Source organism: Rhizobium sp. 268 (assembly GCF_036571585.1).
GTDB lineage: Bacteria > Pseudomonadota > Alphaproteobacteria > Rhizobiales > Rhizobiaceae > Rhizobium > Rhizobium redzepovicii.
The window spans coordinates 16025-32558 of record NZ_JAPPSO010000015.1 but is presented as its reverse complement, the minus strand read 5'-3'; the positions used below and the strand labels follow the sequence as shown (position 1 = coordinate 32558).

The following is a 16534-nucleotide window of genomic DNA, read 5'->3' as shown; positions in this document are numbered from 1 at the left end:
CGGGCTGCAACACCTACGCCACGACGTGCCAATGCAGCGGATACATCGGATCGAACACCGTCACCGGACCGGCGCCCGTTTCTATCTTGGCGGGAAAAACGACCGGCTCGGCCTGCTTGAACAGGGTGATGCGCTCCTCGTTCGGCTGAAGCCCGTACCAGGCCGGTCCGTTGAGCGAGGTGAAGGCTTCGAGCCTGTCCAGCGCGCCCTCCTCCTCGAAGACATGCGCCAGGCAGCTCATCGTGTTGATCGAGGTGTAGATGCCGGCGCAGCCGCAGGCACATTCCTTCAGCGGATCGACATGCGGGGCGGAATCGGTGCCGAGGAAGAAGCGGGCGTCACCGCTCACGGCGGCGGCACGCAGTGCCAGGCGATGGCTCTCGCGCTTGGCGACCGGCAGGCAATAATAATGCGGGCGGATGCCGCCGACGAGGATGGCGTTGCGGTTGATGATCAGATGATGGGTGGTAAGGGAGCCGGCAAGATTGCCTTTGGCGCCTTTGATGTAATCGATGCCGTCCGATGTCGTCACATGCTCCATCGTCACCTTCAGCTCGGGCAGGCGCCGGCGCAGCGGATCGAGCACGGTGTCGATGAAGACGGCTTCGCGATCGAAGATATCAACCTCAGGCGTCGTCACTTCGCCATGGACGCAGAGGGGCAGGCCAATCGCAGCCATGCGCTCCAGCACCGGCATCGCCTTTTCCATGTCGCGCACGCCGCCATGCGAATTGGTGGTGGCTCCGGCGGGATAGAGCTTGACGGCGGTGATCAGGCCGCTTTTTGCGCCGACCTCGATATCGTCCGGGCTCGTGTGTTCGGTGAGATAGAGCGTCATCAGCGGCTGGAAGCGATGACCGGCCGGCAGGGCTTTCAGGATACGCTCGCGATAGGCCGTCGCATCCGCCGTGGTGACGACGGGCGGCACCAGATTGGGCATGATGATGGCGCGGGCGAAGGTGCGGCTCGTATCGGCGATCACGCCTTCGAGCATGGCGCCATCGCGCAGATGCAGGTGCCAGTCGTCAGGGCGGCGGATGGTGATCGTTTGCATGGCAGGCCTCCGAAGCGATGCGTCTGCGGGCCTCGATAGCACTATACCTCAGGTGAAAACAATCGTCGCGGCCTTACGCCAGCGCGATCTCCAGCGTCACATCGGCCGGACGGCGGTTTTCGAGGATCAGCCGGCCGTTCGGCAGGTCGTTGCCGTAGACCTTGGCGCTGGCGGCCTCCTCGCTCAGATTATAACCCCGCCAGCGCGCCCAGAGCCGCTCCTCGAGCACCTCCATCGGCGGCGCCAGCATGATCGTGTAATCGAAGATCCCGTCGAGTTCAGCCCATTTTCCCTCTGTGAAGAGCAGATAGTTGCCCTCGACGATGATGAAACGGTCGTTCGGATCGATCGGCCGGGCCGATGCGATGGCCAGTTCGCGGGAGCGGTCGAAGACCGGCACGAGAACCTCCTGATCGGCCGGCCTGACGGCGCGGACGATATCGAGGAAACCGCGGACATCGAAGGTCTCGGGAATGCCCTTGCGGGCCAAGAGGCCGCGTTCGATCAGGATGGCGTTGTCCATGTGGAAGCCGTCCATCGGCAGGACCGCGGCGCTTTCGCCTCTGGCCTTCAACGCCGCCGCCAGATTGTCGGCCATGGTCGACTTGCCGGAACCCGGCGGGCCGGCAATGCCGATGAGGAAGCGTCTGGCATCACCGGCGCGGTTGATGACCTCGCCGGCGATTTCCTCGGTGCTGACCGTCATGCCGCAACGGGCTCCGTCGGCACTGCCTTGGCGCCGGTCATGAAGGCGACGGCGTCGGACATGGTATATTCCTTCGGATCGATCACTGTCAGGCGGCGGCCGAGGCGGTGGATATGGATCCGGTCGGCAACCTCGAAGACATGCGGCATGTTGTGCGAGATCAGCACGATCGGCAGGCCGCGGGCGCGCACGTCGAGGATCAGCTCCAGCACGCGGCGGCTTTCCTTGACGCCGAGGGCTGCCGTCGGTTCGTCCATGATGATGACCTTGGAGCCGAAGGCGGCGGCACGGGCAACCGCGACACCCTGGCGCTGGCCGCCCGAGAGCGTCTCCACCGCCTGGTTGATGTTCTGGATGGTCATCAGGCCGAGTTCGGAGAGCTTGTTGCGCGCCAGCTTTTCCATGGCCGGCCGGTCGAGCATGCGGAACATCGAGCCGAGCACGCCCGGTTTGCGGATCTCGCGGCCGAGGAACATGTTGTCGGCGATCGACAGCGCCGGCGACAGAGCCAGGTTCTGATAGACGGTTTCGATACCGGCCTCGCGGGCTTCCATCGGCGAGCGGAACTGCACCTGCTTGCCTTCGAGGGTGATCACCCCCTCGTCGGGGGTGACGGCGCCTGAAATCGCCTTGATCAGCGAAGACTTGCCGGCGCCGTTATCGCCGATGACGGCGAGGATTTCGCCCGGGTAAAGATCGAAATCGGCATTGTCGAGCGCGGTCACGCGGCCGTAGCGCTTGACGAGACCGCGGGCGGTGAGAAGGGGTTCGCGAGCCATGATTACACCGAAACCTTTCTGATCCACTGGTCGATGGCGACGGCGGCGATGATCAGCACGCCTGTCAAAAGGACTTTCCATTGCGGGTCGGCGCCGAGCATATTGAGGCCCATCGACACGACGCCGACGATCATCGCGCCGAACAGCGTTCCGAGAATGGAGCCGCGGCCGCCGAAGAGCGAGATGCCGCCGATCACCGTCGCGGTGATCGCCTGCAGGTTATAGTCGGTGACCGCCGAGGACGGCGAGATCGAGCCATTGCGGCCGATCGAAACCCAGGCGGCGAAGGCGGCGATGACGCCCGAGATGGTGTAGACGGTGAGCAGCACCTTCTTGGTCTGGATGCCGGAGAGCTTGGCGGCCTCAGGATCGTCGCCGACCGCATAGACGTGCCGGCCCCAGGCGGTGTGATTGAGCACATACCAGAGCAAGAGGACGAGCAGCACCATGGCGATGACGCCGAGGGTGAGCACGGCGCTGCCGAGCCTGAAGCTCGCAGCGAAAAGATGCAGCAGCGGCGCCTGTTCGTCGACATCGGTGTCGCGGATCGTCTCATTGGCGGAATAGATGAAATTCGTCGCCATGACGATATTCCAGGTGCCGAGCGTGACGATGAAGGGCGGCAGCTTCATGAAGGCGACGAGGAAGCCGTTCAGCAAGCCGCAGAGCCCGCCGACAAGGAGACCACCGATAACGGCGATCGGCGTCGGTATGCCGTAGGTGATGGCGACATTGCCCATGATGACAGCCGAGATCACCATGATGACGCCGATCGAAAGATCGATGCCGGCGGTCAGGATGACCAGCGTCTGGGCGGCGCCGAGAATGCCGACGATGGCGATCTGTTGCAGGATCAGCGTCAGCGTATAGGACGAGAAGAACCGTCCGCCGATCGTTGCCCCGAAGATGATGATCGCCAGCACCAGCACGATCAGCGGCACGGCGGCCGGCGTCGAGTGCAGAAAATGCTGGGCGCGCTTGATCAGCGAGACGTCCTGGTGCTCGAAGGAGGCGACGCTCTTGTCGCTGCCGTCGAGGACACGTTCGAATTCCTGAGTTCCGGTCATGGTTCCTCCTCCGCATCCGTGCGCCGAACTCGCACGGGGGCCGTCACCGATATCCTTCCGGTCTATTCTGAGCCGGTTCGTGGGGGCGACGGTACATCGTCCGTCGAAAACGGCCGGGGATCAAGCCCCGGCCGCTCTAGTTTCAAGAGATTGGGCTCAGCCCCAGCACTTGTCCGTGCCTTCCTTGGTGTCGATCGACTTGACGCCGGAAACCGGCTTGTCGGTGACGAGCGAGACGCCGGTGTCGAAGAAGGACTTGCCTTCGGTCGGCTTCGGCTTTTCGCCGCTATCGGCGAACTTCTTGATCGCCTCGATGCCGAGCGACGCCATCAGCAGCGGATACTGCTGCGAGGTGGCGCCGATGACGCCTTCCTTGACCGACTTCACACCCGGGCAACCGCCATCGACCGAGACGATCAGCACGTTCTTTTCCATGCCGACGGCCTTCAGCGCCTGATAGGCGCCGACAGCGGCCGGCTCGTTGATCGTGTGGATGACGTTGATGCCCGGATCCTTCTGCAGAAGGTTTTCCATCGCCTTGCGGCCGCCTTCCTCGTTGCCGTTGGTCACGTCGTGGCCGACGATGCGCTTGTCGTCTTCGTCGCCGATCTTGTCCGGATTCTTCGGGTCGATGCCGAAGCCCATCATGAAGCCCTGGTCACGGAGAACGTCGACCGTCGGCTGCGACGGCGTCAGGTCGAGGAAGCCGACCTTGGCGTCCTTGGCCTTGTCGCCCAGCGTTTCCTTGGCCCACTGGCCGATCAGCTTGCCGGCGAGCAAGTTGTCGGTGGCGAAGGTGGCGTCGGCGGCATCGGCCGGCTCGAGAGGCGTGTCGAGAGCGATGACCAGCAGGCCGGCGTCGCGGGCCTTCTTGACCGCAGGCACGATGCCCTTGGTGTCCGAAGCCGTGAGCAGAATGCCCTTGGCGCCGTCGGCGATGCAGCTTTCGATCGCTGCCACCTGGCTTTCGCTGTCACCGTCGATCTTGCCGGCATAGGACTTCAGCGAAACGCCGAGTTCCTTGGCCTTGGCCGTCGCACCTTCCTTCATCTTGACGAAGAAGGGGTTGGTGTCGGTCTTGGTGATCAGGCAGGCGGCAACGTCCGCCGCCATGACGGGGGCGGAAAAGGTGACACCAAGCGCGAGCGCGCCGAAAGCGAGAACAGATTTCTTCATGGAACTCCTCCCAGAGTTTGCCGGCGCCGCCCGTGCGGGCCGGAATTTTAAGATATGACACTTCGCCGTGGATTGTTAAGCTTCCAAAGCCGTCCCGTGCCCTTGACGAGGGCAATTAAGAGCGAAAGAAATCGGCTTGTCAATAAATAAATCCAATTGAATTATTAATTCGATGTGGCATGCTCGATCGAATTGGGCATAGGCCAACAATCGGGAGGAGCGGCCATGTCGTCTTTGGATGGACCGGAACACACGCCGGTCCCGCCGCCAATTCTAAATCCGGCCGGAGGTGCGAACCAGGTCAGGGTCCGGGCCTATAACGAACGGCTCGTGCTGTCGCTGGTGCGTCTCTACGGTGCGCTGTCGAAGGCCGATATCGCGCGCCGCAGCGGACTGTCGGCCCAGACCGTCTCGGTGATCATGCGGGTGCTTGAGAAGGAAGGTCTGCTGTCGCGCGGGGCGCCGGTGCGCGGCCGTGTGGGACAGCCGTCGATCCCTATGCATCTCAATGCCGACGCCGTCTATTCCTTCGGCCTGAAGATGGGCCGGCGCAGCGCCGATCTTGTGCTGATGGATTTCGTCGGCCGTATCCGCATGCAGCTGCACCGCACCTATGCCTATCCGCTGCCGGAAGAAATCCTCGCCTTCGTCACTTCGGGCATCCAGGAACTCGAAGACCGGCTCGACGACAAGCAGCGCGGCCGCATTGCCGGCCTCGGCATCGCCGCCCCCTTCGAACTCTGGAACTGGGCCGAAGAGGTGGGCGCGCCGCCTGGAGCCATGGAGGTCTGGCGCGATGTCGACCTGCAGGCCGACATCGCCGCGCGCGTCTCCCATCCGGTCTTCATGCAGAACGATGCGACCAGCGCCTGCGGGGCCGAACTGGTCTTCGGTGTCGGGCCGTCCTACCCGGATTTCGTCTATTTCTTCATCGGCTCCTTCATCGGCGGCGGCATCGTACTCAACTCGGCGATCTTTTCCGGCCGCACCGGCACAGCCGGCGCAATCGGCCCCCTGCCGGTGCGGGGAAAGAACGGCGAGACGATGCAGTTGCTCGAAATCGCCTCGATCTTTGTGCTCGAAAACATGCTGCGCGAGCGCGGCATCGATCCCGAGCCGCTGTGGTATTCGGCCGACGACTGGGTGGATTTCGGCGAGCCGATGGAGACCTGGATCCAGGACAGCGCCAAGGCGCTGGCGCAGGCGATCGTCGCGGCCGCCTCGATCGTCGATTTCAGCGCCGCCGTGATCGACGGCGGTTTTCCCCATTGGGTGCGCAGCCGCGTGGTGCAGGCCACCATCGACGAAGCCGCCAAGCTCGACCTGCAGGGCGTCGTCATGCCCGAAATCATCGAGGGCGCGGTCGGCGCCCAGGCGCGCGCCATCGGCGGCGCCAGCCTGCCGATCTTTGCGCGTTACCTCACCGACCAGAACGTACTCTTCAAGGAGGTAGACAATGCTGAAAGGACTTGATCCGCTGTTGAGCCCGGAGCTGCTTTTTACGCTTCGGGCCATGGGCCACGGCGACGAGATCGCCATCGTCGACGGCAATTATCCGGGCGTCGAACATGCGCGCCGGCTGATCCGGCTCGACGGCCACCACCTGATCCCGGTCCTCAATGCCGTGCTCAGCGTGCTGCCGATCGACGATTTCGTGCCGGAAGCGATCTTCCGCTCGACCGTCAAGGCTGAGCGCGACAAGCTCGACCCGGTGCATGAGGAGATGATCGACTGCTGCGCCCGTCACGAGCCGCACCGGCCGGTGGTGCCGCTCGTCGGCCCGGATTTCTACGGCCGGGTGAAGGCCGCCCATGCGGTGATCCAGACCAGCGAACCCAGGCTCTATGCCAACATCATCCTGCGCAAGGGCGTGATCTATCCGAAAGAACCGGGCACACCGTCGGCGGCCGGGGTGGATCCGTTCGTTTACTAGCTATCGTCTAGTCATCATCTCGTCTGTGTGGCGATCAGGTCCACCATTTTTCGGGCCGAGCCCAATGCCAAGGTCCAGCCGAGCATTCCGTGGCCGGTGTTGATGTAAACACCTTTCAGATGCTCGCAGGGCCTGATGATCGGGCGGGATGACGGGGTCATCGGCCGCTCGCCCGACCAGCGCATCAGAACGACGCTGTTCTTGAAGAGGGCCGGCAGGACGCCGACGGCTGCGCCGCGCAGCGCTTCGAAACGCGCCGGGTCGAAGCCCGCGCCCGGGCGGTCGATATCGGCAAGACCGGCAACGCGGAAACGATCCCCGATCGATGCGAAAGCCAGCTTGCGTTTTACGTCGGTGAGGCTGATGGCGGGTGCGGCAGCGGTCCGCGGCACGGTCAGCGAATAGCCTCTCACCGGACGCACCGGGCGGACCTCCGGCAGCTCCGCGGCAAGCAGACGGACCTGAGCGCCCGCAGCGACGACGGCGGTATCGACCGCGAGTTCCTCCCGGTCGTCGAACCTCACGGCCGCAAGCCTGTCCGCCTCTCGTGAGAAGCCCGCCACTTTCCGGCCGAAGAGCAGCGACACCCGGTGGTGCTGTGCAATATGGTGTGTCAGCTGACGGCAAAAGCCGGCTGCATCGCCGAGCGCATCACCCGGCGTGTAGACCGCACCGGCGATTTCGCCTTGGTAGCCGGCAAGGGCAGGCTCGATCTCCTGGGCTTCCGCGTTCGAGAGCATCTGCTGCTCGAATCCGAGTGCATTTTTCCGTGAGACGGCTGATTGGGCCGCGGCAAAGCTACGCTGATCCGGATAGAGATGCAGCTTTCCCGCAAGCCGGTAGTCGAAGGACAGACCGGTTTCCGCCACCAGCAATGCGAGTTCGCGGCGGGACTCTCCGGCGAGTTCCAGAATGGCCCGGGTATTGCTCCACCATCGCGAAAATGACGCGTTGGCGAGGAAGCGCAGCCCCCAGAGAAAAAAATCCGGGTCGAGCTGCCAGCGAATCCGGAAGGCGGGGTCGCGGCCGAGAGCGATGGCCGGCAGATGCCTGAGCAGCCCGGGAGATGCCATCGCATCGCCATAGGCCCAGGAGAGCTGCGCGGCATTGCCGGCGCTGGCGCCGCTGCCGGGTTCGGCTGCTGCATCGATAAGCGTCACATCGTGCCCTGCCTTGGCCAAAAGATAGGCCGAGGAAACGCCGATCACGCCTGCGCCGATGACTGCGATGCGCGCCATGTCAGACCTCGCTTCCCACAAGCGCGGTCAGCTCGATTTCGACCGGAACGCCCCGCGGAAGAGATGACACGCCGATCGCAATGCGGGCGTGCTCCCACCGATCCGGAAACAGATCGCGCAGCAGCTCGGACGCGCCGTCGACGACCGCCCCATGGCGGGTAAAATCATCCGTTGCGGCAACATAGCCCGCAAGCCGCACGAAGCCGCGCACCTTGTCGAACCCACCACCGGCGCGCTCAAGCTGAGCAAGCAGGTTGAGAAGGCAGATCCGCGCGCATTCGCGGCCCTCCTCGATCGAGACATCCGCCCCGAGCCGACCGGTTCGCCGAACAGCTCCACCGGTCACCGGCACCTGACCGGACATGGTGACGATATTGCCGGTTCGCACAGCGCCGGCGAAAGCCCCGGGCGGCATTGCGGCTTCCGGTAAACTGAGGCCGAGGACGGCAAGACGCCTGTGCACGGCATCGCTTGCGCTCATGCCGGGATCAGCCCTTCTGCTTTTGCCGGCTTCGGCGCTGCGCGCGACGAAAGCCTTGAGAATTTCCAGATCGAGGGCCGTCAGACGGTATTCCGGATGCCACTGGATCCCCAGGCAAAATGCCTCGGTCTCGCCCTCGAATGCCTCGATGATCCCATCGGGTGCCCGCGCGATGATGCGAAAGCGCCCGTGACCGGACAGCGCATGGCGATGCAGGCTGTTGACCCGGGTCGGCCCCGTCCCGACCCAGCCGGCAAGCAGGCTGCCCGGCTCGACGATGATCTCGTGCGCCAGTTCATCGGGCAGGTCCTGCGGGATGTGCGAAATGCCGGCGGCCGGAAGCTCGCTGAGGAACTCGCCGCCGAGGCACTCGCCGATCAGCTGCATTCCATGGCAGATACCGAGCAGCGGTTTGCCTGCCGTCAGCGCCTTGGCCACCAGCTGACGCTCGAAGTCGCGGCGCCGATCGGCCACTTCGGCCCCCGGCCGGGAGCCGGTCAGGACGATCCCATCGGCAAGCGCCAGCGCCGCCTCGATGTTTTCGGCGTCATAGGGCAGGATCAGCGGCACCCCGCCGGCGCTGGTGATGGCCTCGGCATAGTTCGAGCGCACCACATATTCGCATTCCGTCGGCTGTTGCGGCGTCTCGTCGAGATCGGGCGTTATGAGAATGAGGGGGCGGGCCTTACGTGCCGGCGCGGCGGGAAACGCGGTGACCGCGGCAACGGTCATATCGGTGGTCATGGTCTGAACCTTATGATTTAGCGGGCGGGCACGGCAAGCCGGCGGGAGAAGACAGAAAACGGCCAGGCGATCGCGAAGTAGCAGAGGCCGACCGCCACATAGATCTGCAGCGGCAGGAAATACTCGGTCGCCATCGCCCGGCCGGTCAGAACCAGTTCGTTGACGGTGATCAGCGACGCAAGCGAGGAATCCTTGAGAAGCGCGACGAAGGTGACGATCATCGGCGCCAGGATGACGCGGACGACCTGCGGGAAGATGATCAGCCGGAAGCTCTGAACCGGCGTGAGACCGACAGCCAGGGCCGCCTCGCGCTGCCCCGCCGGGATCGCCTTCAGCCCGGCCCGGAAGAGTTCGGCGATCTGAGCCGCAAAACACAGCGCCAAACCTGCGATCGCCGCGCCGAAAGCATCGAAGACGATCCCAATGCCGGGCAGGCCGAAGTAAAGCAGAAACAGCACCGCGAGCAGCGGCACGCCGCGCACGACCGTCACATAAAGGGCCGCGAAATGCCGTAACGCCTGGAAATCTGATCTCTGGCACAGCGAAAGCAGCAAACCGAGCACGAGCGCCAGAGCAAAGGCACATACGGAAAGCACTGCCGTATTCACCATTGCCCGCAACAACAAGGGCAGCCATTCGCCACCATAGTCGCGGTAGGGTGCGAAAAACCCGATCATCCTTTCAGCCTCCCGTAACGTCTTTCGAGGAATCGCGTCGCCTGCATCAATGGCAGGCTCAGCAGCAGATAGAGTGCCGCCGCCGTCGCGTAGATCATCGTTGTCTGGAAGGACGAGGTGACCATGGAGCGGGCGAAGAACATGATTTCAGGCGCCGCGATGGCCGAGACGACTGAGGTGTCCTTGAGGAGCTGCACCGCGTAATTCCCGAGCGCCGGCAGCGCGATCCGCATGGCCTGCGGCGTCAAAATTTCGAAAATCGTCTGGAGCGGCGTCAGACCTGCAGCAAGCGACGCCTCCGCCTGGCCTTTTGGTAAAGAGGCGAAACCAGCACGGAAGATCGATGAGGTAATGGCTGCGCCGATCAGTCCGAGACCCAGAATGGCGGCAGCAATCGAGGTCAGCCTCACGCCGATGCTGGCAAGCCCGAAATAGAGGATGAACAGATGCGTCAGGGCCGGCACGTTGCAGAGGATTTCGCAATAGGCGTCGATCGCCAGATTGACGACCCTGATGGCGGTGAATTGCCTGACGAGGGCGAGGAGGAAGCCGACGCCGGTTGCAAAAGCCAGCGAGGCCAGCGTCACCAGGACGGTTACCTCAAGCCCGGCGGCGAGCCCATTAACGACGGAGAGGAATAGCGAGAATCCGCTCATGGCGCCTAGTGCCGGATCTTGTTGAGAAAGGCTTGCGTGCGTGCCTCGCGCGGCGCGGTAATGACCTGGCGCGCCGGCCCGGCCTCGACGATCTTTCCGCCGTCGAGGAACAGCACCCGGTCAGCGATGTCGCGGGCAAAGGCAATCTCGTGCGTAACGATCAGCATCGTGCGTCCTTCGGCGGCGAGCTCTTCCATCACTTTCAGAACTTCATGGACCAGTTCGGGATCCAGAGCTGAAGTCGGTTCGTCGAAAAGCATGAGTTTCGGCTTCTGGGCGAGCGCCCGCGCGATGGCCACACGTTGCTGCTGGCCGCCGGACAGCTCCAGCGGCGAGGCATCGGCGCGGTGCGTCATGTGCACTTTCGCCAACATCTCCAGGGCCAATTCGCGCGCCTCGCCGGCAGACAGGCCGCGGACCTTGCGTGCCGCGATCGCAACGTTTTCCGTCACAGAGAGATGCGGCCAGAGATTGAAGAGCTGGAAGACCATGCCCATCTCGGCGCGCTGTGGCGCAAGCTGCCGATCTCTCATCACCTGGCCGTTGCGAACGCCGATCCGCTCGCCATCGAGGCAGATCTCACCGGCACTCGGTTTCTCCAAAAAATTCATGCAGCGCAGACAGGTCGATTTCCCGGAGCCCGAGGGGCCGATCAGGGCAATCTTCTCACCGGGCGCGACGGTAAAATCGATCCCCTTCAGGACTTCGACAGGGCCATAACTCTTGCGCAGGCCCGCCACGCTCAAAAGCGCATTCATCGCAGTTTCCTTATGCTGTTGTGTCGTGGCGAAGAGGTCGGATGAAGGCCGCTTGCCGCAGCCTTCATCCGTCAGCCCGGTCAGCCGCCGGCTGCGCAGGAGGGAAGCTTGTAATCGCCGGGGCGGTCGACGCCGGCACGGAAGTTTGCACCCACCGGCTTGAACCAGACATCGGCGGACAATCCGTAGCGTGCGCCGATCTCTTTCATCTCACAGCTCTTCCACATATCGGCGATGATCGCGTCCATCTTCTGACGCAGATCGTCGTTCTTCTGGTTGAGACCATAGACGACCTGACCGAGCCCGGTGAGCAGCGGGAAATCCGCGCTGTTATCCGTGAAGGCAAGGAAGTGCATGTTCCAATCCGGGTTCTGCTTGATGGCGTAGGAAACCACCGGGGGGTCGCCGATGACGGCATCGATACGCCCGGCAATAAGATCGCGCACGGCAGCGTCGGATGTGTCGTAGAGCGAGAGCTCAATGCCCTTGATCATCTTCAGTTCCGGGACAAAGGAGAAGCCGGTGATCGTGCCGACCTTCTTGCCTTCCAGGTCGGAAAGCTTATCCCAGTTGGTCTTGTTCGACTGCATGATGCCGTTCTTGAAATAATGGATCGGCTCGGACAACGTCATGATCTTCGTACGCTTCTCGGTCCAGCCCATCGTGCCGAGCATCACGTCGACGCGACCAGATTGCACGGAGGCGATCGTACCCGACCATTCCATCAGCGCCGGCTGTATCTTGAGGCCGAGCTTGTCGGCGATGCGCTGCATGATCTCGCCATCGTAGCCGATCAGCTTGCCGTCCTGCCAGCCGGAGCCCGGCATGTCTCCCGTAAAGGCGACCGTCAGCTTGCCCTGCTCGGCAAGTTCGAATGCGTTTGCGAGCGGTGCCGATGCCATGAAGCTGCCTGCCAGCAGCGCGCACATCACCACCCTTCTCGAAAGAGAAAGTGCCATTGTTCTGATCCTTGATTTGTTTTTGGTTCCCCGGTCCGGTGGGTCTTGTCGCCGGATGTCGAGTTCGACGAGAGAGAGCTTGCCACCGAAAGGCGGCGTTGAATTTTAGAAATCGGACATTTTCTTTGAAATAGCGACATGGCTGACTTAAGATCGGCCGCCATGAGCACAGACGCCACCCCTTCAGATGCACCGGCCATCGAGCCGGACTATGTCCGCTGGCTCGATGGATTGTGGGCCGAACGGCTTTTGGCCGCCCGAGACCGCAAGGCCGATCTCTCCATTGGCATTCTGCTCTGGCCGAGCTTCGATGATGTCGCTGACCGGGATCGTCGAGCCCTTGCGGCATGCGGCCGATTTTGCCGACAACTCCCGACCCCTGCATTGCCGCTGGTCGATCATGGGAGCGCCGGGCCACGCCGCAGTGGCGAGCTGCGGCATCCGCGTGCAGGCCGATGCGCCCTATATCAACCCGACGGACTTCGACTATATCGCCGTCATCGGCGGTCTCCTGCCGCATCTACGCGCAGCACCCAGCAAGCATCGCGACTACCTTCGGGTCGCCGCATCCGCCGGAGTCCCGGTGATCGGCGTCTGCACCGGCGTCTTCGTACTCGCCCAAGAGGGCCTGCTGACCGGGCGCAAAGCCTCCGTTCATCCCTTCCATGCGGAGGATTTCAAGATCGCCTTTCCGCGCCAGGCATTCTCGACGCGCGACGACTTCCTGATCGAGAACGGCCGCATCACCGTTCCCGGCGGCGTCTCGATCCTGTCGTTGATGACGGAACTCATTGGCACCCATTGCGGCCCCGACCGGGCGGCCAAGGCAGTTCACCAGCTGTCTTTGACCGAGCACAAGGGCTTGAGCGCTTTCGACCAAGGCCGGGTTTCCAGCTTTCGACATGTCGAGGATTCCCGCATTCAGCGCGCGGTCGTTTTGATCGAGAGCCGCAAGGGCCGCGACGTATCACCCGAGCAGGCAGCCAGCATGATCGGGCTGTCGCCGCGTCAGTTCGGGCGCCTGTTCCAGCAAGGCATCGGCATGACCCCGAAGCGGTTCATCATCGAGACCCGCCTGCGTTATGCCCGCTTTCTGGTGGAGAACAGCACGCTCTCGATGACGCAGATCGCCTTCGAGACCGGCTTTTCGGATGCCGCACATTTCGCAACGGCTTTCCGCCAGAAATTCAACCAGTCGCCGCGGCAATTGAGATAAGGGATTTCGATTTCGGCTACGCGGCCTATCCGCGACGGAATCCTTAATCTCGTCACGTTGCCCATCTCGTCAGCGACATCGGAGGCATGATTGGTGAAAGTTTACGAAAGGTCTTGCACTCGCATTCTTGATCGGTCATTCTAGAATGATCAATAAAGAATCGAGGCGAGTGTGGGCAGAACGCGGGAATTCGATGAGGAGGCGGTGTTGAAGGGGGCGATGCACGTCTTTCGCAAGCACGGCTATCAAGGTGCGTCGATCCGAGACCTGGAAGAGGCTACGGGCCTCAAAGGCGGGAGCATCTATCACGCCTTCGGCGACAAGGCCGGGCTCTTCGACGCGGCGTTCAGACATTACAATCGGGCGGTCCTGGAGGGGCGGCTCGAGCGATTTGCGCCGCCGGGGAGCGGCCTTAAAGGCTTGCGCGAACTGTTCCTTTCACTGCTGCATGAGCCCGACAATGGCTCCCTCGGCTGCCTGATCACCAACATGGCTGTGGAATTTGGCGGTGACGTCAAAACGCATCCCCGTGTAGAGGCAGCGCTCGGTCTTCTTCGCAGCACGTTCCGCTCGAGGCTCGGCGAGTCGTCGAATGTGGCTCGAGACGCGGACGAAGCCAAGGCGGACCGGACAGCCGTCCGTCTTCTTGCCCTCTATCAAGGCCTACTCGTGCTTATTCGCGGCGGCGAAGACAAAGCCAGCCTGCTGCAGGCGATCGAAGACGAATTCAATCAACTGGAGACACTGTTATGACGCCTGAGGCGCTATGGAATCGATATGCGGCCATCTGGTCGCTGGACGCTGACGCACGCGAGCCGGAAATGTTGGCATGCCTCGCCGACGATGTGACCTATTGCGATCCGAATGGAGCGATCGCCGGGCGAGCCGGCCTCTCGGCTTACATGGCCGGCTTCAAGGAGAGTATGCCGGCAGGCAGGTTCATAATATTGAGTGTCCTCCATCACAATGAACGTTCGCTGGCACGCTGGGAACTGCGCCACGACGACGAGACCGTCCTGCAGACGGGGACAAGCTTCGCGGCGATGTCCGATGGCCGGCTCAGCGCGATCACCGGCTTCTTTGATCCTTCGGCGGGGCAGCCCCATGACTAGCGAGGCGACACGCCAGTTGGCGCTCGAATTTGCGAGCCAGATCGCCCCACCGGGCGCCATCGATGTAAGGCGGTTCTTCGGCGGATCCGCCCTCGTCCGAAACGGCGCGCAGTTCGGATTCGTCATGAAGGGCACGTTGTATCTGCGCGTCGACGCCGCGATGCGCGCGGAGTTCGAGGCAGATGGCTCGGAACCGTTCAGCTACCGCGCTGCCGGCAGGGATGTGACGGTTCGCCGCTACTACGCGGTGCCGGCGCATGTGATCGACGATCCCTCGCTGCTGCGCAGGTGCTCTGATCGCGCATTTGACGCGACCCCCCGGCCCGCCCGCAAACGCTCAAACACGACCCTCCCCGTCGCCCCGAGAAAGAGACTTGGAAAGGCTGATGATCGATAGTGCGGGCGCATCAGCATGCGGCAGCGTGCGTAAGTCAAAGAGCGCGGATTCCCGAAGACTCGGTCTCGCGGCAAGTCATCCAGCGATCGTCGATTCACAGTAGGTGAAATAGCTCCCATACAGATCAGCCATGCCGCCTCCTATCGACCACTCCGAGACGCTGACGTGGGTCCGCCCTGCTCCCGATCCAACAACCTCTATGACGGCCTGCAATTTACCTGGCGGAAACTGAAGGAACCTCACTTGCTTGGCATCGTCGTGGTCTTCTCGAAGCCAATGATCGCTGGACAGATACTTGGTTGCACAGTTGGCTATCGCTTTATAGTCGCCCCTCAATTCAAAATCGGCAAAATGCTGGGTCACAGTATCGCAGCCGCATAGCGGGATGACGACCAAAGATGCCGCCAAGCGCTTGCACCAGTTTCCCTGCACGATCGATCCAGCCATATATTGTTCCACTCTAGGCCCAGCGGCACATCTTGGAGGAAGGCTCAGATTTCTCCCGCCGACGGCCCCCAGACATCCGTCAGCGCGAAGCCTGCGGGATGCGGGTCGAAGGGGTCGAGGGCCACTTGGGTCAGACCGAAGGTGAAGCCGCGGCCGGTGATTGTTGGGATGACGGCCGGGCGGCCGGCCACCTCGGTCACCGCCTGCAGCCCGACCTCGAACTCGGAGCCGATGATCGATTTCGAGGTGAAGACATCGCCGACTTTCGCCTTGCCGCGGGCATGGAGCGCGGCAAGATTGGCGGAATTGCCGGTGCCGCAGGGCGAGCGGTCGGCCCGGCCCGGCCACATGGTGGTGCAGGTGCGCACCGTGCCGTCGGCCTCGCTATCGCGGAACATCACATAGGCAACGCCTGATATCGCCGGGATCTCGGGGTGGACAACCTTGATATCGCGGTTGATCAGCTCTTTCAGAATCATGCCGGCCTGGACGAGGCCGGCGGCATTGGCCTTCTCGATCGTCAAACCGATCTGGCCGACATCGACCAGGGCGTAAAAGATGCCGCCATAGCAGAGATCGGCCTTGATCCTTCCCCAATGCGGCGTGTCGATCTCGACGTCGAGTTCGTGCACGAAGGAAGGCACCATGGTGAGCTTGACCTTCTCGCAGCGCCCGTCGCGGCAGGTTGCTACCGCGTTGACGAGGCCGGCCGCGGTTTCGAGCGTCACGATCGTCTCCGGCTCCTGCATCTCGACGATGCCGGATTCGAGCAAAGCCGTCGTGACGCAGATCGAGTTCGAGCCGGAGCTCGCATGCGCCTGATCCGGTTGCAGGATGATGAAGGCGGCATCCGCCTGCGGATGCCTTGCCGGCAGCAGCAGGTTGACCGAGCCAATCGGGGCGCCGCGCGGCTCCAGGCAAAGGAAGCGGCGCAGCTCGTCACCCTTCGGATCGGTGTTCAGCCAATGCAGTTGAGCGGCGATGGTCTCGCCGGGGATCTTCGGCACGCCGCCGATCGCGACGCGGCCGATCTCGCCTTCAGCATGAACGTCCAGCAGCTGGATCGTGCGCTTCCATCTCATGTCGTAAACTCCAGTTCGGATGTGACGGCCGAGGCCGCCATCGACAGTAAAT

The 16534-nt window shown here is 62.9% G+C and carries 18 protein-coding genes and 1 pseudogene; 6 read left to right on the top strand and 13 right to left on the bottom strand.

Features of this window, described 5'->3' with window-relative positions:
- Nucleotides 1–13: 13 nt before the first annotated feature.
- The 5 genes from pyrC to OS035_RS26035 all read right to left on the bottom strand — a co-directional run bounded on the left by pyrC (nucleotide 14) and on the right by OS035_RS26035 (nucleotide 4782).
- Entirely contained in the window at nucleotides 14–1054 is a 1041-nt protein-coding gene (gene pyrC, locus OS035_RS26055; RefSeq protein WP_183779259.1) for a dihydroorotase, read from the bottom strand.
- A 73-nt stretch (nucleotides 1055–1127) separates the two neighbouring features.
- A complete protein-coding gene (locus OS035_RS26050) occupies nucleotides 1128–1760 on the bottom strand; it encodes a nucleoside triphosphate hydrolase (protein WP_097624731.1) in 633 nt (210 codons plus the stop codon).
- A complete protein-coding gene (locus OS035_RS26045; RefSeq protein WP_097624730.1) occupies nucleotides 1757–2539 on the bottom strand; it encodes an ATP-binding cassette domain-containing protein in 783 nt (260 codons plus the stop codon). Before OS035_RS26045 ends, OS035_RS26050 begins: the two co-directional genes overlap by 4 nt.
- 2 nt (nucleotides 2540–2541) lie before the next feature.
- Nucleotides 2542–3606 carry an ABC transporter permease gene (locus tag OS035_RS26040; RefSeq protein WP_064836250.1) on the bottom strand — a complete coding sequence of 355 codons (1065 nt, stop codon included), beginning with the start codon at nucleotides 3604–3606 and terminating at the stop codon, nucleotides 2542–2544.
- Between the two features lie 156 nt (nucleotides 3607–3762).
- Nucleotides 3763–4782 (bottom strand): sugar ABC transporter substrate-binding protein, encoded by a 1020-nt coding sequence (locus tag OS035_RS26035; protein ID WP_097624729.1) that lies wholly within the window; start codon nucleotides 4780–4782, stop codon nucleotides 3763–3765.
- A 225-nt stretch (nucleotides 4783–5007) separates the two neighbouring features.
- Here OS035_RS26035 and OS035_RS26030 point away from each other — a divergent pair, with 225 nt between their 5' ends.
- Together OS035_RS26030 and OS035_RS26025 are read left to right on the top strand one after the other, a co-directional pair.
- Nucleotides 5008–6255 carry an ROK family transcriptional regulator gene (locus OS035_RS26030; protein WP_097624728.1) on the top strand — a complete coding sequence of 416 codons (1248 nt, stop codon included), beginning with the start codon at nucleotides 5008–5010 and terminating at the stop codon, nucleotides 6253–6255.
- A complete protein-coding gene (locus OS035_RS26025; RefSeq protein ID WP_097624727.1) occupies nucleotides 6239–6715 on the top strand; it encodes an RbsD/FucU family protein in 477 nt (158 codons plus the stop codon). Before OS035_RS26030 ends, OS035_RS26025 begins: the two co-directional genes overlap by 17 nt.
- A gap of 14 nt (nucleotides 6716–6729) precedes the next feature.
- Here the strand turns inward: OS035_RS26025 and OS035_RS26020 are convergent, their stop codons facing one another.
- From OS035_RS26020 to OS035_RS25995, 6 genes are all read right to left on the bottom strand, one after another.
- Complete coding sequence (locus tag OS035_RS26020; protein WP_183779257.1) at nucleotides 6730–7953, bottom strand: FAD-dependent oxidoreductase; 1224 nt, start codon at nucleotides 7951–7953, stop codon at nucleotides 6730–6732.
- Nucleotide 7954: 1 nt separating this feature from the next.
- Nucleotides 7955–9178, bottom strand: a complete 1224-nt coding sequence (locus OS035_RS26015) for an Atu1372/SO_1960 family protein (RefSeq protein WP_097624725.1) — start codon at nucleotides 9176–9178, stop codon at nucleotides 7955–7957.
- Nucleotides 9179–9195: 17 nt separating this feature from the next.
- A complete protein-coding gene (locus OS035_RS26010) occupies nucleotides 9196–9855 on the bottom strand; it encodes an amino acid ABC transporter permease (RefSeq protein WP_097624724.1) in 660 nt (219 codons plus the stop codon).
- On the bottom strand, nucleotides 9852–10511 hold the full coding sequence (locus OS035_RS26005) for an amino acid ABC transporter permease (RefSeq protein ID WP_183779255.1): 660 nt from the start codon (nucleotides 10509–10511) through the stop codon (nucleotides 9852–9854). The genes OS035_RS26010 and OS035_RS26005 overlap by 4 nt, the downstream gene beginning before the upstream one ends.
- Before the next feature lie 5 nt (nucleotides 10512–10516).
- Nucleotides 10517–11269, bottom strand: a complete 753-nt coding sequence (locus OS035_RS26000) for an amino acid ABC transporter ATP-binding protein (RefSeq protein WP_097624722.1) — start codon at nucleotides 11267–11269, stop codon at nucleotides 10517–10519.
- Nucleotides 11270–11349: 80 nt separating this feature from the next.
- Nucleotides 11350–12228 carry an ABC transporter substrate-binding protein gene (locus OS035_RS25995; protein ID WP_097624721.1) on the bottom strand — a complete coding sequence of 293 codons (879 nt, stop codon included), beginning with the start codon at nucleotides 12226–12228 and terminating at the stop codon, nucleotides 11350–11352.
- A 162-nt stretch (nucleotides 12229–12390) separates the two neighbouring features.
- Here OS035_RS25995 and OS035_RS25990 point away from each other — a divergent pair.
- The 4 genes and pseudogenes from OS035_RS25990 to OS035_RS25975 all read left to right on the top strand — a co-directional run bounded on the left by OS035_RS25990 (nucleotide 12391) and on the right by OS035_RS25975 (nucleotide 14953).
- Nucleotides 12391–13444 (top strand): annotated as a pseudogene (locus OS035_RS25990) (GlxA family transcriptional regulator).
- A gap of 171 nt (nucleotides 13445–13615) precedes the next feature.
- Nucleotides 13616–14197 carry a TetR/AcrR family transcriptional regulator gene (locus OS035_RS25985; RefSeq protein ID WP_310806955.1) on the top strand — a complete coding sequence of 194 codons (582 nt, stop codon included), beginning with the start codon at nucleotides 13616–13618 and terminating at the stop codon, nucleotides 14195–14197.
- The gene (locus OS035_RS25980) at nucleotides 14194–14556 is read left to right on the top strand and encodes a nuclear transport factor 2 family protein (RefSeq protein WP_183779248.1); all 363 of its coding nucleotides are present in this window, start codon (nucleotides 14194–14196) and stop codon (nucleotides 14554–14556) included. The genes OS035_RS25985 and OS035_RS25980 overlap by 4 nt, the downstream gene beginning before the upstream one ends.
- A complete protein-coding gene (locus OS035_RS25975) occupies nucleotides 14549–14953 on the top strand; it encodes a TfoX/Sxy family protein (protein WP_183779246.1) in 405 nt (134 codons plus the stop codon). Before OS035_RS25980 ends, OS035_RS25975 begins: the two co-directional genes overlap by 8 nt.
- A 75-nt stretch (nucleotides 14954–15028) precedes the next feature.
- On the opposite strand, the gene OS035_RS25970 is transcribed toward OS035_RS25975, so the two are convergent.
- Together OS035_RS25970 and OS035_RS25965 are read right to left on the bottom strand one after the other, a co-directional pair.
- Nucleotides 15029–15400, bottom strand: a complete 372-nt coding sequence (locus OS035_RS25970) for a hypothetical protein (protein WP_183779244.1) — start codon at nucleotides 15398–15400, stop codon at nucleotides 15029–15031.
- 44 nt (nucleotides 15401–15444) lie between these two features.
- Nucleotides 15445–16482, bottom strand: a complete 1038-nt coding sequence (locus tag OS035_RS25965) for a 4-hydroxyproline epimerase (protein WP_183779242.1) — start codon at nucleotides 16480–16482, stop codon at nucleotides 15445–15447.
- Between the last annotated feature and the right edge of the window lie 52 nt (nucleotides 16483–16534).